Consider the following 14,680-nt stretch of genomic DNA (forward strand, 5'->3'; position numbering starts at 1 on the left):
TTTCGCGGCATGCAGCTGCCCGAGACGATCGTTGGTGCTCCAGCATCCGCGCTGGCCATCGCCGCCGTTGCTGTAGCGCCAGCGGGAGTGTCGCCATGATGCGCGCGGCGCAGCAGGTGCGCCTCGGCTATTTTGGCAAGATCCCCGCGCGCGGCGACTTCATCAAGGCTTGCGACAATCACGCGCTGGTGCAGCTGCTCGACGACTGGCTGGCGCAGGTCATGACCGCCCTGACGGTGGAACCGCGCTGGAAGCTCAATTACGACGCCTTGCCGCCGCTGCGCTTTGCCTTCGTCGGCACGCGCAGCCGGCGCGCCATCGCCGGGCGCCTGGAAGCGAGCAACGACCAGTCGCTGCGGCGCTTTCCCTTCATGGCCATGGGCGCGCTGGAAGTCGATGACGCCGACGTCTTTGTCGCTTGCAGCCCGCTGGCGCTGGCGCCGCTGTGGCAGCGCGTGGAGCAGCTGTCGCAAGGCATCGTGGCCAGCGCCGAACCGGGGCCGGCCCTGCTGGCGCTGGCCGGCAACGTGGTCGAAGTCGAACCGGCCGCACCTGATCACGCGGCGCGGCTGTCCGCCTTTTTGCAGGCGCAGACCGTGCATGGCCTGCAAACGATGCTCGCTTCGCCCGCGTTCCCCGTGACGGTGCGCGAATTGCTGCTGGGCCTGGGCCTGCTGCTGCGGCCGGTGCGCCAGAGCGGCTTGCCGCGCCTGGAGAAAAGCCTGGTGCTGCCGCTGCCGCAAGACGCGCAGCTGCGCGAACTGGTGGCCAGCTTCTGGCTGCACCTGATCGCGCCTTTCCTGCACCAGGCCGATTTCGAACTGGCGCTGTTCTTTTCCCACGTCGACGAGGCGCCCGTGCTGGTGATCGGTTTTTGCGGCGCCGACCCGCATGGCTTGCGCGCGCTGATCGACCCGCAGGCCGGCTGCGAACGGCTGATCGTCTTCGACCAGCTGGACTGGGTCGAGGAGCAGCTGGGACACGATGCGGCGCTGCGCCAGTTTTCCGCCTGCCTACAGCAGGAGCAGCTGTCGCTGCGCTCGGCCTGCGCCATGTTTGCCGATACCTTTGCCTGAAGGATTGCGATGAAATCTCCCGTCATTTTTCTGCTGTTGCTTGCCGCCGCCATTCTCTGCCACGCCCAGGCGCAAGCGCCCCAGACGCCGATGCCGGGGCAGATCCTCGTCACGGGCACTCTGGCCGACGAGGCGGGCAAGGCGGCGGTGCTGGCCCGCCTGCGCGAACTGTATGGCGCCGAGCGCGTGGTCGACCAGATCGCCATCGGCAACGTGGCCGTGCCGGCCAACTGGAACGCTTACGTGCACAAGCTGATCGCGCCGAACCTGAAGCTCATTTCACGGGGCCAGATCACCGTCGACGGCAATAACGTCAGTGTGCGCGGCGAAGTGGCGAACGAGGCGCAGCGCCAGCAGATCGCCAGCGACATCGCCTCCAGTCTCAATCCTACCTACGTCGTCAACAATGGCTTGCGGGTCAGGGCGGCCGAGGCCGAGCAGGGCTTGCTCGATGCGGCGCTGGATAAACGCATCATCGAATTTGACAGCGGCAAGGCCACCATCACGCCGGCCGGCCTGGCCATCCTCGACGAGATGGCGGCCGTCATGCTCAAGCTGCGCGGGCGCAAGGTCGAGGTGATCGGCCACACGGACGACACGGGCCTGCGCGCAAGCAATGTGACCCTGAGCCAGGCGCGCGCCGAAGCCGTGCGCGCCTACCTGGCAGGCAAGGGCATCGTGGCCGATTCCGTGGTGGTGTCGGGCCTGGGGCCGGACCGTCCCGTGGCCAGCAACGCGACGGCCGATGGCCGGGCGCGAAACCGGCGCATCGAGTTCAGGATTGCACAGTGATCAGGGGAGTGTGATGGTCAGGTGCGCCGGCCGTGGCGCCAGCTTGACCAGGTCCGCGTAGGCTGCCAGGGTCGTTTGCGTGCCGCGCGTCAGATGCGTTTTCAGGCCCAGGTAGGCGCAGATGGCCAGCAGGGCGAAAATGCTCGACAGCGCCCACAGCGGCACGTCGCTGCCGCGTTTGTTGACCACCTGGTCGGGGCGTTCCGCGCGCGGCGCGAAGCCACGGCTCTTGCCCTTGATGTGGGCGATCTCGTCGCCCAGGCGCGCCGTCAGGTAGCTGAGTTTTTCGCCGCCGTCGATCGCATACTTGCCCTGGAATCCCAACAATAAACACATGTGGAAGACCTGCAGCGCCTGCACGCGCATGCCGCCCTTGCCGCGCAAGGCGTCGAGGCGGTCGAAGAAGTGTTCGCCGGCCAGCTGGTCGCCAAAGATCAGCAGTTGCAGCGGGCGCCTTTCCCACTGCTTGCGCAGGGCGAAAGGCGAGGCCAGGATGATTTCATCGACGGCCGCGCAGAACGCATACTTGGCCGCCTCGATATCGTCGCCATCGGCGCGGATTTTTTTCGCCTCGCGTTCGAAGTCGTCGAGGAAGGCCGTGATGCGGTCCATGAAGCTTTGCTCGTCGCCGGGCGCCGAACCGTGCTTCAGCATGAACAGCATGTAAAAGCCTTCGTGCATCAGGTCCAGCAGGGCGCTGCCGGCATGCCGGCTGCTGCCTGCGGGGGCGGAACCGCGTTGTCCCAGCAGGGAAGGCGCTGCGCGCCGTTCGATGAGCTGGCTCATGCCGTCACCGCGATCAGTTCGAGCTGCAGGTCGCGTATGCCGGCCGGTACGTAGACGGAAATCGACTGCGCCTTGAGCATCTGCTCATACAGCGCGCCACGGTTTTCAATCGCAAAATAATAGGTGTCGGGGCGCACGGGAATGGCGGCCGGCACTTGCGGCGCATGCGACAGTTTCAGGCCGGGCATGGCCGTGAGCACGCATTTCTCCACGTCGTCGGGTGCACCCACTTTTACGCGCAGCGGCACCACGTCGACCAGTTCAATGGCGGGCATGGCGGCGCGAATCGCCAGGTACAAGGTGGTGTGCTGGTCGATCTTGCCCGAATCGAGCTTGCCCAGGTAGTACGACGGCTTGTCCTCGAGCAGGGTGATGGAAAAATACTTCGACGAGATGACGGTGTCGAGCAGTTCGCGGATGATGGCGTCGATGGCGTCAAAGCAGGCGCCCGGCTGCGCGTGGTCGTAGGCGGGCAGGCTGGCCAGGGTGTAATGCTTGGAGTAGCTGAGCAGGCCGCCGGCCAGGCCCAGCAGCGCTTCGTACAGCCGCTCCGGATGCAGGGCCGGATGGCGCACATAGTGCATCAGGGCGGCGGCGGCCGTGCTGACCGTGTGCAGCAGCCAGAACGAGGACACGTCGCCCGAGCGGAACTCGATCACATTGCGGCTCGGTTCGCGGTGGTGGCCGTGCAGCGCGCTCACTTTCGCCTGCAAGGCGTCGAGCAGGTGTTCCAGCACGCCCTGCAGGCGCGGCGCGCCGGCGATCGCCAGGCTGGGCGCCATGAACGAGGGCACGGGTTCGAAGCCGCCCGACACCGTGCGCCGCAGGGCGATCAGCGGCAGGCAATCGTAGGAGCCGCGCGCTTCGCTGTCGGGAATCAGGCGCACGGTTTTCTTCAGGTAAGCCACGTCGGCCACGGCGGACTCCGTAAACAGGTCGGGCGTGGCGCGCATGGCATGCGCAAAGCGCGTGGCCGCCGGCGTACCTGCGTTTGACCCCTGCGCCGTGTAATTCATGCCTTCGCGGTTGAGGATGGGCAGCGCCGCGTAATACGTCACTTCCTGCACCGCCGGCGGCAGCGCTTCCAGGTCCACCGGCGGGGGCAGGGTATCGCTGCCCGGCGCGCCGTCGCCCAGCGATTCAAACACTTCGCCGTCGCGGAAGATCGCCGACAGGGCCTGCAGGCGCAAGGTGCCCGTCTTCAGTGCCGCCAGGTCCCATTCCATGTGCGCCACGCCCCACAGGTAGGGATGCAGCGCGCTGGCCGTATGATGCAGGCGCGCTTCGTGATATTGATCCTGGCGCTGGAAATGCTGCGGCCGCAGGAACAGGCCTTCTCCCCACAAGATTTTCGCTGCCATGCCCATCTCGATTCTCCTTGAATGTGTGGCGTGTCTGTTCGTGTTACTGGCAGCGTGGGGCCGACAGCGCGGGCATGCCGCTGACGCTCAGCGCGCAGGCATGCAGACCGACGGTGATGCCGCCCCGTTCCGCGTCGGCGGCGGCAATGGTGGCGCGCCAGCGCTGCGCCGCGGGTGCTCGGAACAGGGCCACGACGCCGATGAAATAGGCTTCCTTGCTGACTTTTTCCTGCACTTCGTAGCGCTGGCCCGGCACCAGCAGCACTTCCTTCACTTCCATCAGGTCGGCGCCCAGCGCTGCCTTTTCGCGCTGCGCGTCGAGGAAGCTGTCGTAGGGCGCCTGTTCGAAGGCAGCGCTCTGGCGCAGCTTGTAGATACGCGCCACCAGCGCCAGCGGCCGGCCGTCGGTATCCGTGTTGAGGCGCTGCGCCGCATGCAGGCGGATGCTGACGTTGCGCGGCGGCTTTTGCGCGTCGGGCAGTTCCGGCGGCGGCTTGGCCACGCCCGCCATCTGCAGCGCAGCGTTGGCGAGGTTGCCGATGGCGCCGCCCGCACAGCCGGCCAATAGCAAGGCCATCATCAGTAGCGCGGTGGCGCGGGCCGGGTGATGGAGCGGGGCGTCAGGTGGCATGGGCGACCTTTGCGAATTGAAGCGTGGAAATAAAAGTGTTGCAGTCATTTAATCGCATGCACTGGCGGCCTGCTTGCGTTGGCGCAAGATCGGTCTGCGATCAAGACAATTACTGCGCCAGATCAGGATTCCTGTCGCTGCACGCGGCTGTGGAGTGGAATTTCTTCTTTGCTGATTAATCTCAATTTGGCAAAAAAGTTGCCGGTCAATAATAGTCTCCACCAAGGCGCCGCCCATTGTTCCCAGCGGTAGCGTCCTCCACGTGAAGGAGTACCCCGATGAAGCCAGCCACGATGTTGCCCCGTATTGCCTGCCTTGCCAGCGCCTTGCTGCTCACCGCCTGCGCCACGCCAGAGCAGCCGGCGCCCCAAAAACCTTCTGCGCCGACCTTGGCGCAAGTGATGAGCGAGGCCGATGCGGCCGCGCGCGCCGGCCAGTTCGAGCGCGCCATGACCCTGCTCAAGGTCGGCGGTACCAGCTACCCGGCCGACAAGGCGCCGTGGCTGCAAATGGCGCAGATGAAGTTCGACCGCGGCCAGTACGGCGACGCCATCGGCCATGCGCTCGAAGCGCTGGAACGCGACCCCGACGACAAGGTGGCCAACAGCATCATCGCCGTCAGCGGCTTGCGCCTGTCCGGCAAGGCGCTGGCGGACCTGTCGCGGCAAAACAATCTGAATGGCTCGCTGCGCTCGGAAGCGCAGGATCTGGCCAAGCTGCTGCGCGCGAGCATCGGCGAAGAGGTGCTGCTGCCGCCGGCCAAGCGCCCGCCGGCAGCCGGCAAGCGGACAGCCGGTTCCGGCACGCCGGCGGCGAAGGGCGCGGCGGCGCCAGGCAGCGCGGCTGATCCGTTCAGCGGCCTGAAATAAGCGAGCATCCCCACCATCCCCTTGCAAAGGAAGCGACATGTCCAAGTCCGACAGCGTGCAAAAGCGCCTGCAGAAGATACGCGCGCCGCGCGTGCAAATGACCTACGACGTCGAGATAGGCGACGCGATTGAAAACAAGGAGCTGCCCTTCGTGGTCGGCGTGCTGGGCGACTTTGGCGGCAATCCGGACAGCGAAAAAAAGCGCCTGAAGGACCGCAAGTTCGTCGCCATCGACGGCGCCAATTTCGACGAAGTGCTGGCCGGCGTGGAACCGGTGGCCCGCTTCGCCGTACCGAACCGCCTCAGCGAGGCGGGCGGCACCTTCGCCGTCGATCTGCATTTCCGCTCGATGGATGACTTCCGCCCGGAATCGGTGGTGCGCCAGGTCGACCCCTTGCGCAAGCTGCTCGAGGCGCGCACCAAGCTGGCGGACCTGCGCAACAAGCTGGCCGGCAACGACAAGCTGGAAGACTTGCTGACGGAAGTGCTGCACAACACGGACAGCCTGGCCACCCTGAAACCGCAGTTCCCAGTGCAGGAGGATTGAGATGAGCGCCCAGGCAGAAGGCCCAGAAGCCCTAGCTGTATCCACGCCCGCCGCGCCGGCCGCCACCGATTTGCTCGACCAGATCGTTGAGCAAAGCCGCGTCGCCAAGTCCGGCGCCGAACATGCGCGGGCACGCGACCTGATCTCGGAACTGGTGGCGCAGGTGCTCGACGGCACGGTGCTGATGTCGACCAGCCTGTCGGCGACCTTGGACGCGCGCGTGGCGGAAATCGACCGCCTGATCTCGGCCCAGCTCAGCGAAATCATGCACGCGGCGTCGTTCCAGCAGCTCGAGCAAAGCTGGACGGGGCTGCGCTACCTGGTCGGCAATTCCGATACGGGCACGCGCCTGCAGATCCGCATGTTCAACGCCACCAAGCGCGAACTGGTGAAGGATTTCCAGGCCGCGCTGGAGTTCGACCAGAGCAGCATGTTCAAGAAAGTGTATGAAGAGGAATTCGGCACCTTCGGCGGCGCCCCGTTCGCCGCGCTGCTGGGCGACTTCGCCATCTCGCGCCAGCCGGAAGACATGTATTTCGTCGAGCAGATGTCGCATATCGCCGCCGCCGCGCACGCACCGTTCATCGCCTCGGCCGCGCCGGAACTGTTTGGCCTGGAAAGCTATGGCGACCTGGGCAAGCCACGCGACCTGGCCAAGGTGTTCGACACCATCGAGTACGCGAAATGGAAGGCCTTCCGCGAATCGGAAGACGCGCGCTACGTTGGCCTGACCTTGCCCCGCTTCCTGGGCCGGTTGCCGTTCAATCCCGTCGACGGCACCACGGTCGAAGGTTTTAACTTCGTCGAGGAAGTCGATGGCAGTGACCATCACAAATACCTGTGGTGTAACGCCGCGTATGCGTTTGGCAGCAAGCTGACGCGCGCCTTTGCCGATTATGGCTGGTGCGCCGCCATCCGCGGCGTGGAGGGCGGCGGCCTGGTGGACGACCTGCCGACCCACACCTTCAAGACGGACGAGGGCGACGTGGCCTTGAAATGCCCTGCCGAAGTGGCGATCACCGACCGGCGCGAAAAGGAATTGTCGGACCTGGGCTTCATCTCGCTGGTGCACTGCAAGAACACGGCGTATGCGGCGTTTTTCGGCGCCCAGTCGGCGCAGAAAAGCCGCAAGTACAACAGCGACGCTGCCAATGCGAACGCGGTGCTGTCGTCGCAGCTGCAGTACATCTTCGCCGTCTCGCGCATCGCCCATTACATGAAGGCCATGATGCGCGACAAGATCGGCAGCTTTGCCGCCGCCCCCAACGTGGAAGATTTTTTGAACCGCTGGCTGATGCAGTACGTGCTGCTCGACGATAACGCCAGCCAGGAACAAAAGGCGCAGTTCCCCCTGCGCGAGGCGTCCGTGCAGGTGCATGAAGTGCCGGGCCGGCCCGGCGTGTACCGCGCCGTGTCGTTCCTGCGGCCGCACTTCCAGCTCGATGAATTATCCGTTTCGCTCCGACTGGTCGCGGAGTTGCCGAAGTCGACCAATTCCTGATTCATCCATCTTTCAACCACAGGAGCACACCATGGCAATCGATGTATATCTGCAGATAGACGGCATCAAGGGCGAGTCCACCGATGACAAGCACAAGGACTGGATCGAGTGCAAATCGGTCAGCTGGAGCGTCGAACAGCCGAAGTCCGCCACCGCGTCGACGGGCGGCGGCCACACGGCCGAACGCTGCGAGCACAAGGACATCGTCATTTCCAAGCTGGCCGACCTGGCCTCGCCGGTGCTGCTGCAGACCTGCTCGGCCGGCAAGACCATTCCCAAGGCGCGCTTCGAATTCATGCGCGCCGATGGCCAGGGCGAGCGCGTCAAGTACTTTGAAATCGAAATCGAAAATGTGCTGATCGGCGCCGTGACGCCGAATGTGGAAGAAGGCGACATCCTCGGTGAGCACGTCGGCTTCAAGTTCTCGAAAGTGAAGTGGAAATACACGCAGCAAAAAGTGACGGGCGGCGCCGGCGGCAATACCTCGGGCGGCTGGGACCTGGCCGCGAACCGCGTGGCTTGATCGATGGTGCGCGGCGCGCGGCGGCCACCAACGCCCGCGCGCCGCGCCGACTTTTCAGGAGAGCGCATGGACAGTTATGTACCAGGCCTGTTCGACCGCCTGATGGGCGACGGCGGTGCGTCGGCGGGCGGCGTGGCGGTGCGCCTGTCGCTTGAGCAATTGAAGGATGCGGTGGCGCGCGACCTGGAAGAGCTGCTCAACACGCGCGTGGCCCTGCCGCCTGGCGCGCTCGACGCCTATCCGGAATGCGCCGCGTCCATCGTCAACTATGGCCTGATCGATTTCGCCGGCATGTGTTTGTCCAGCAGCGATGACCGCGCCCGCATCTGCGCCGCGCTGAAGGCCGCCATCGAACGCCACGAGCCGCGCCTGCGCAATGTGCGCGCCCGCCTGGAGCGCGAAGCGGGTGCCATCAACCGGGTCGGCTTCGTCATCAGCGGCACCCTGGCCGTCAAGGCCGGCGGCGAAACGGTCAATTTCGACGCCGTGCTGCAGCCATCGTCGCTGCGCTATTCGATCAACCGCAAGGGAGCCGCCGCATGAGCAATAACCTGAAAACCCTGATCGCCAAACTGAATGACACGGCGCGCACTGCTGCCACCCGGGCCGCCGCCATCTGCGTTGGCCTGGGCCAGTACGAAGTCGATATCGAACACCTGTTCCTGGCGCTGCTGGAGCAGGAGCGCAGCGACTTCGTCACCATCGCGCGGCGCAGTGAAATCAGCCTGACGGCGCTGGAGGCGGACCTGCGCCGCGAGATCGGCGGCTTCAGGACGGGCAGCGCGCGCACACCCGTGTTTTCGCCCCACTTGCCGCTGCTGTTCGAACACGCGTGGCTGATCGCCTCGCTCGATACGGCGCAGCCAGGGCCCATCCGCAGCCGCCACCTCTTACTGGCGCTGCTGACGGAGCCGGAACTGTCGCAGCTCGCGTACCGCGGCTCGAAGCTGTTCGCCCGCTTCAGCGTGGAGCAATTAAAGCACCATCCGGACAAACTGACGGCCGGCTCCTGTGAAGAGGAAAGCGCGGCCGTGCCGCGGCTTGCCGACACAGGTGATGATCCTGTTGCGGCCCTGGCCAGCAAAACCCCGGCGCTGGACCAGTTCACCACGGACCTGACGCAACTGGCGCGCGACGGCAAGCTCGATCCCGTGATCGGCCGCGAGACGGAGATACGCCAGGCCGTCGACATCCTGCTGCGCCGGCGCCAGAACAATCCGATTCTCACGGGCGAGGCGGGCGTGGGCAAGACGGCCGTGGTGGAAGGCCTGGCCTTGCGCATCGCCGCCGGCGACGTGCCCGACGTGCTGCAGGGCGCGCACATCCACGCGCTCGACATGGGCTTGCTGCAAGCCGGCGCCAGCGTGAAGGGCGAGTTTGAAAGCCGCTTGAAAAATGTTATCGACGAGGTGACGAAAAGCCCGCACCCCATCATCCTCTTCATCGACGAGGCGCACACGATGATCGGCGCCGGTGGCCAGGCGGGGCAGAATGACGCGGCCAATCTGCTGAAACCGGCGCTGGCGCGCGGCGCCCTGCGCACCATCGCGGCCACCACCTGGAGCGAGTACAAAAAGTATTTTGAAAAGGATGCGGCGCTGGCGCGGCGCTTCCAGGTGGTGAAGGTGGAAGAGCCGAGTGAAGAGATCGCCTGCGCCATGCTGCGTGCCATGGCGCCGCTGATGGAGCGCCATTTCGGCATCCGCGTGCGCGATGCCGCCATCGTCGAGGCCGTGCGCCTGTCGCACCGCTACATCAGCGGGCGCCAGCTGCCCGACAAGGCCATCAGCGTGCTCGATACGGCGTGCGCGAAGGTGGCGCTGGGCCAGTGCGCTACGCCGGCGCAGCTGGAAAACGCGCACCGGCGCCAGGAACGTATCGGCGCCGAAATCGACGCCTTGAGCCGCGAGGCTGCCGATGGCGAAGCGCCCGATAAAGCCGGCGCCGCGCGCCTGGTCCAACTGCGGCGCGAACATGACGAAGGGCAGGCGGCGATCGCGGCGCTGGCGCAGCGCTGGGAGCGCGAAAAGGCGCTGGTGGCGCAGATCGGCGACTTGCGCGCGCAGCTGTGCGGCGAGCGGCCGGGCGAAGTCGGCGCGGTGCGGCTGCTGGCGCTGAAGGCGGAACTGGCGGCCCTGCAGGGAGAAGCGCCGCTGTCGCCGCTGGAAGTCGATGCGCAGGTGGTGGCCGGTATCGTCGCCGGCTGGACCGGCATCCCGCTGGGGAAAATGCTCAAGGACGAAATCCGCACGGTGCTGACCCTGGATGGGGCGCTGCGCGAACGGGTGCTGGGACAGGACCACGTCATCGACGCGGTGGCGCAGCGCGTGCGCACGGCGCGCGCCAGCCTGGACGACCCGAACAAGCCGCAAGCCGTGTTCCTGTTTACGGGGCCGTCCGGCACGGGCAAGACGGAAACGGCGCTGGCGCTGGCCGATCTGCTGTATGGCGGCGAGCGCAAGCTCATTACCATCAACATGAGCGAGTACCAGGAGGCGCACAGCGTGGCCGGCCTGAAAGGCTCGCCGCCCGGCTATGTCGGTTACGGCGAAGGCGGCGTGCTGACGGAAGCCGTGCGGCGCCAGCCCTACAGCGTGGTGCTGCTCGATGAAGCGGAAAAAGCGCACCCTGATGTGCTGGAACTGTTCTTCCAGGTCTTCGACAAGGGCGTGCTCGATGATGCGGAAGGGCGCGAAGTCGATTTTCGCAACACTATCATCATCGCCACCTCGAACCTGGGTTCGGGCGCCATGATGGCCGCCTGCCTGAACCGGGTGGCGCAGGACTTGCCCACGCCGGCCGCGCTGGAAGAACTGGTGCGCCCGCAACTGGTGGCGCATTTCAAACCGGCCCTGCTGGGGCGCGTGAAGGTGTTGCCGTTTTATCCCCTGAACGACGCGGTGCTGGCCGAGATCATTGGGCTGAAGCTGGCGCGGATAGGCGCGCGCATCGCGCGCAACCACCAGGCGCAGTTCAGCCATGATGCTGGCCTGGTCGACGCCGTGCTGGCGCGCTGCACCGAGGTCGATTCGGGCGCGCGCAATGTCGACCAGATCCTCAACGGTAGCCTGCTGCCGGTGATCGCCGAAGCGGTGCTGGCGCGCATGGCCGAAGGCGAGCCGGTCGCGTCGATACGCGTCAGCGCGAGCAAGCAGGGGCAGTTCAAGTACACGATCCGATAATCCACCTTCCGGAGAGCGCCATGTTCAATCTGGAGCAGTTGCTGCACCCCGTCAGCGCCGTCAGTCCATGCGGCGGCGACATCACCTTCAGCCAGGAGCTCGACGCCATCGCGCGCGCGCGCCAGCACGATGATCCGAGCCTGGACCAGGGCGAGTGGGTGACGGCGCTGAAGGAAGCCGACTGGCCGTTCGTGGCGACGCGCTGCGAACAGCTGATCGCCACGCACAGCAAGGATTTGCGCGTGGCCGTGTGGCTGGCCGAGGCGCATGCGAAAACGCGCCACTTCCGTGGCCTGGGTGATGGCTACGCGCTGCTGGCCGGCCTGTGCGAGCGTTACTGGGATGGACTGTATCCGCCGGCGGAAGAGGGCGACCAGGAACAGCGCATCGGCAATGTCTTCTGGCTGCTGTCACGCACGCCGCAGCTGTTGCGCGAGATCCCGCTGACCGAAGGCGCCGATGGCCTGTACTCGCTGCAGGATTTCGATGCGGCGCGCCAGCGCGCGGCCGCCAGCCTGGCGCAGGGCGCAGCCGATCAGGGCTGGGGCGATGCCCGCCAAGACGAAGGGGCGACACTGACGCAGATGGAGGCGGCGCGGCAACGGACCTCGCGCGCATTTTCCGACGGCTTGCTGGCCGATGCACAATACTGCATGCAGTCGCTGCTGGCGTTCGAGCGCAGCGTCGATACGCATTTCGGCGCCGATGGCCCGAGTTTTCGCGCCGCGCGCGAGGCGCTGGAAAGCGCCATTCATTTCATTGCGCCGCTGTCACCGGATGCGGACTTTGCCGGCGCGCCGCCCGCCGCCGGCCAGGGCGTCGGCAGCAGCGGGGGCGCCATCGTGCAGCGACAGCAGGCGCTGGCCCAGTTGCGCCAGGTGGCCGATTTTTTCCGCCGCACGGAGCCGCACAGCCCCGTCGCCTATCTGGCCGACAAGGCCGCCAGTTGGGGCGAGCTGCCGTTGCACCTGTGGCTGCGCGCCGTCGTGAAGGATTCAAGCACCCTGGCGCAGCTCGACGAGATGCTGGGCACGAACAGCGCAAACGGGTGATGGCGTTTCCCCCTTCCATGCTACTCTTCGGGCATGTTCAGAATGCTCATCCTGCCTGCCGCGCTATGCCTGTTTATCGCGGCCAGCGCGCGGGCCGAGGGACCAACGCCGCTGGTGATCTATGGCGACGACGATTATCCGCCGTACTCCTACGTCGACAACGGCCAGCTGAAAGGTATTTATACGGAGATCGTGCGCGAAGCGGCGCAATCGATGCCGCGGTATGCGGTGCAGCTGCGTCCCGTACCCTGGAAACGGGGCGTGCTGATGCTGCAGACGGGCGAGGCGTTTGCCTTGTATCCGCCGTATTCGTGGCGCAGCGAGCGGCCGTATGTGCGCTATTCCGTACCGCTGCTGATGGAGCAGCTGGTGGTGCTGTGCAATCAGGACGTGCTGGCCAGACACAAGCTGAAACAGTGGCCCGCCGATTACGCCGGCTTGCACATCGGCGTGAACGCGGGTTTTTTGCTGGGCGATGCAAAGCAGACGGCAGCCCTGCAAGCGGCCAACATCGTGTTCGATACGGCCAAGGGCACGCGCACGAATCTGCTCAAGCTGATGCGCGGGCGTATCGATTGCTATGTCAGCGACCGCCTGTCTGCGCAGTGGGAATTGCAGCGCATCCGGCACGAGGGCACGCCTGGCACGCCGATGCCGGCGATACAGGAAACGGCGCAGCTGGCCAGCCAGCAGGGCCACCTGGGTTTTACTGCCCGCCGGCCCGCCGCCTACCCGTATCGCGATGATTTTATCGAACAATTCAATGCCGCCATCGTGCGCATGCAGAACAATGGCGCGATCCGCCGCATCGTCGACCGCGCGCTGCAACCTTGATGTTGCTGCTCTGGCGTGACAACCCTGATTCAACCCGATGGAGAAAAACATGAAAAAACTGCTGTTCCTGTGTGTGCTTGTGCTGGCCGGCTGCGTGGGCCGACCCGAGAATATTGTGCCTGTTAGCAACTTCGACACGACCCGCTATCTGGGCAAATGGTATGAGATCGCGCGCCTCGACCACTCCTTTGAGCGGGGCCTGAGCCATGTGACGGCCGATTACAGCCTGCGCCAGGATGGCGGCCTGAAAGTGCTCAACCGCGGCTACAAGGATGCGGACGCTGTCTGGAAGGATGCGGAAGGCAAGGCGTATTTCGTCGACAAGAAAGACGTGGGCTACCTGAAAGTGTCGTTTTTCGGCCCCTTCTATGGTTCCTACATCGTCTTCGATCTGGACCAGCAAAATTACAGCTATTCCATGATCAGCGGTCCCGACAAATCCTACTTCTGGTTGCTGTCGCGCACGCCAACCATGGATCCCGCCCTGCAGCAGCGCCTGATCGAGAAAGCCGCTGGCCTGGGTTTCGATACGTCAAAATTGATCTACGTGAAGCAAAACTGACCCTGCTTGCCTGCCGCCCGTTCGTGGCGGCATACCGCCTTCTGGCTGTTGCTTTCCTGCATGTTATTTCTTGCAATACCACTCTGATTCACTCACAATCTGCTACAAAGTAGTGCGCTGCGGCGCGCTGCCATTCCGGTGGCGCAGTGTTCGTTGCGCCACCACTCGTGATTGCCGCACGGCAGATGCCTGCTATATTGATACGTAGCAGTAAGTCGGTTTCGTGGCGTCTGTGCATCGTTTTCTTCAGATAGGAATCACGCAATGAAAAACCTCAAAATCGGCGTACGTCTCGGGGGCGGTTTTGCCGCAGTCCTGCTCCTGTTGACCAGCCTGACCGTGGTGGGCATCGTGCAGATGCAAAGCGCCAGCAAGGAAACCGATGCGCTCGTCAACGTCAAGGTGCGCAATGAGCGCCTGATCGGCGAGTGGACCAAGGTCATCGAGGTGAACGCGGCACGCACGGCGGCCGCCTGGAAAGTCAGCGATCCCGAACACCAGAAGCAGTTTGAACAGGAAATGGCGGTCTCGTCCGCACGCGCCACGGAAATCCAGAATGACATCGGCAAAAGCGAGCTGAACGCCGAAGAACAATCGCTGTACCAGGAGGTGTTGAGCACGCGCAAGGCTTACACGGAAGTGCGCAAGAACGTGTTCAAGGCCAAGAATGCGGGCGACCTGGAACTGGGCAAGCGCCTGTACGAAGGCGACATGGCCGTCAAGCGCGACATCTACCTGGCGGCGCTGAAGAAGCTGGAATTGCTGGAAGCCAAATTGCTCGATGAAACGGCCGCGCAAATCCGTTCGCGCTACGAAAACGGCCGTCTGCTGCTGATCTCGCTTGGCGTGGTCGCCATCTTGCTGGGCATCGCCTGCGCCTACTGGATCACGCGCTCGATCACGCGTCCCATCACGCGTGCGGTGGAAGTGGCGGAAGCCGTTTCCGCTGGCGACCTGACCAGCC

Annotated in this window: 15 protein-coding genes; 12 read left to right on the forward strand and 3 right to left on the reverse strand. The window is 64.9% G+C overall.

Going from position 1 to position 14,680, the window contains the following annotated elements; genetic code table 11:
* Nucleotides 1–95: 95 nt before the first annotated feature.
* Nucleotides 96–1,076: a type VI secretion system-associated protein TagF gene (tagF, locus tag VM94_RS12530; RefSeq protein WP_046683815.1), complete on the forward strand. Its 981-nt coding sequence runs from the start codon at nucleotides 96–98 to the stop codon at nucleotides 1,074–1,076.
* A 9-nt stretch (nucleotides 1,077–1,085) separates the two neighbouring features.
* A complete protein-coding gene (locus VM94_RS12535) occupies nucleotides 1,086–1,868 on the forward strand; it encodes an OmpA family protein (protein ID WP_046683816.1) in 783 nt (260 codons plus the stop codon).
* Here the strand turns inward: VM94_RS12535 and icmH are convergent, their stop codons facing one another.
* From icmH to tssJ, 3 genes are read right to left on the reverse strand one after another with little or no spacing between them, the layout of a single operon-like run.
* Entirely contained in the window at nucleotides 1,869–2,654 is a 786-nt protein-coding gene (gene icmH / locus VM94_RS12540; protein WP_046683817.1) for a type IVB secretion system protein IcmH/DotU, read from the reverse strand.
* A complete protein-coding gene (tssK, locus tag VM94_RS12545) occupies nucleotides 2,651–4,021 on the reverse strand; it encodes a type VI secretion system baseplate subunit TssK (protein ID WP_046683818.1) in 1,371 nt (456 codons plus the stop codon). The genes icmH and tssK overlap by 4 nt, the downstream gene beginning before the upstream one ends.
* Nucleotides 4,022–4,058: 37 nt before the next feature.
* Nucleotides 4,059–4,646: a type VI secretion system lipoprotein TssJ gene (tssJ, locus tag VM94_RS12550; protein ID WP_046683819.1), complete on the reverse strand. Its 588-nt coding sequence runs from the start codon at nucleotides 4,644–4,646 to the stop codon at nucleotides 4,059–4,061.
* A 278-nt stretch (nucleotides 4,647–4,924) separates the two neighbouring features.
* Here tssJ and VM94_RS12555 point away from each other — a divergent pair, with 278 nt between their 5' ends.
* The 10 genes from VM94_RS12555 to VM94_RS28975 form a co-directional block, all read left to right on the forward strand.
* Complete coding sequence (locus tag VM94_RS12555) at nucleotides 4,925–5,515, forward strand: tetratricopeptide repeat protein (RefSeq protein WP_046683820.1); 591 nt, start codon at nucleotides 4,925–4,927, stop codon at nucleotides 5,513–5,515.
* Between the two features lie 37 nt (nucleotides 5,516–5,552).
* Nucleotides 5,553–6,062, forward strand: a complete 510-nt coding sequence (gene tssB, locus VM94_RS12560) for a type VI secretion system contractile sheath small subunit (RefSeq protein ID WP_046683821.1) — start codon at nucleotides 5,553–5,555, stop codon at nucleotides 6,060–6,062.
* 1 nt (nucleotide 6,063) lies between these two features.
* Entirely contained in the window at nucleotides 6,064–7,563 is a 1,500-nt protein-coding gene (tssC, locus tag VM94_RS12565; RefSeq protein WP_046683822.1) for a type VI secretion system contractile sheath large subunit, read from the forward strand.
* A gap of 31 nt (nucleotides 7,564–7,594) precedes the next feature.
* Nucleotides 7,595–8,086, forward strand: coding sequence for an Hcp family type VI secretion system effector (locus VM94_RS12570; protein ID WP_034750126.1), 492 nt, complete (start codon nucleotides 7,595–7,597; stop codon nucleotides 8,084–8,086).
* A gap of 66 nt (nucleotides 8,087–8,152) precedes the next feature.
* Entirely contained in the window at nucleotides 8,153–8,629 is a 477-nt protein-coding gene (gene tssE, locus VM94_RS12575; protein WP_046683823.1) for a type VI secretion system baseplate subunit TssE, read from the forward strand.
* Nucleotides 8,626–11,268, forward strand: a complete 2,643-nt coding sequence (tssH, locus tag VM94_RS12580) for a type VI secretion system ATPase TssH (protein WP_046683824.1) — start codon at nucleotides 8,626–8,628, stop codon at nucleotides 11,266–11,268. The genes tssE and tssH overlap by 4 nt, the downstream gene beginning before the upstream one ends.
* A gap of 20 nt (nucleotides 11,269–11,288) precedes the next feature.
* Nucleotides 11,289–12,320 carry a type VI secretion system protein TssA gene (tssA, locus tag VM94_RS12585; protein WP_046683825.1) on the forward strand — a complete coding sequence of 344 codons (1,032 nt, stop codon included), beginning with the start codon at nucleotides 11,289–11,291 and terminating at the stop codon, nucleotides 12,318–12,320.
* A gap of 42 nt (nucleotides 12,321–12,362) precedes the next feature.
* A complete protein-coding gene (locus VM94_RS12590; protein WP_235432906.1) occupies nucleotides 12,363–13,154 on the forward strand; it encodes a substrate-binding periplasmic protein in 792 nt (263 codons plus the stop codon).
* 49 nt (nucleotides 13,155–13,203) lie between these two features.
* Nucleotides 13,204–13,716, forward strand: coding sequence for a lipocalin family protein (locus VM94_RS12595; RefSeq protein WP_046684558.1), 513 nt, complete (start codon nucleotides 13,204–13,206; stop codon nucleotides 13,714–13,716).
* Nucleotides 13,717–13,980: 264 nt separating this feature from the next.
* Nucleotides 13,981–14,680 (forward strand): MCP four helix bundle domain-containing protein (locus VM94_RS28975; RefSeq protein ID WP_046684683.1); only part of this gene is annotated, 700 nt, incomplete at its 3' end.

It is taken from the genome of Janthinobacterium sp. KBS0711, from assembly GCF_000988085.1.
Taxonomy (GTDB): domain Bacteria; phylum Pseudomonadota; class Gammaproteobacteria; order Burkholderiales; family Burkholderiaceae_D; genus Janthinobacterium; species Janthinobacterium lividum_E.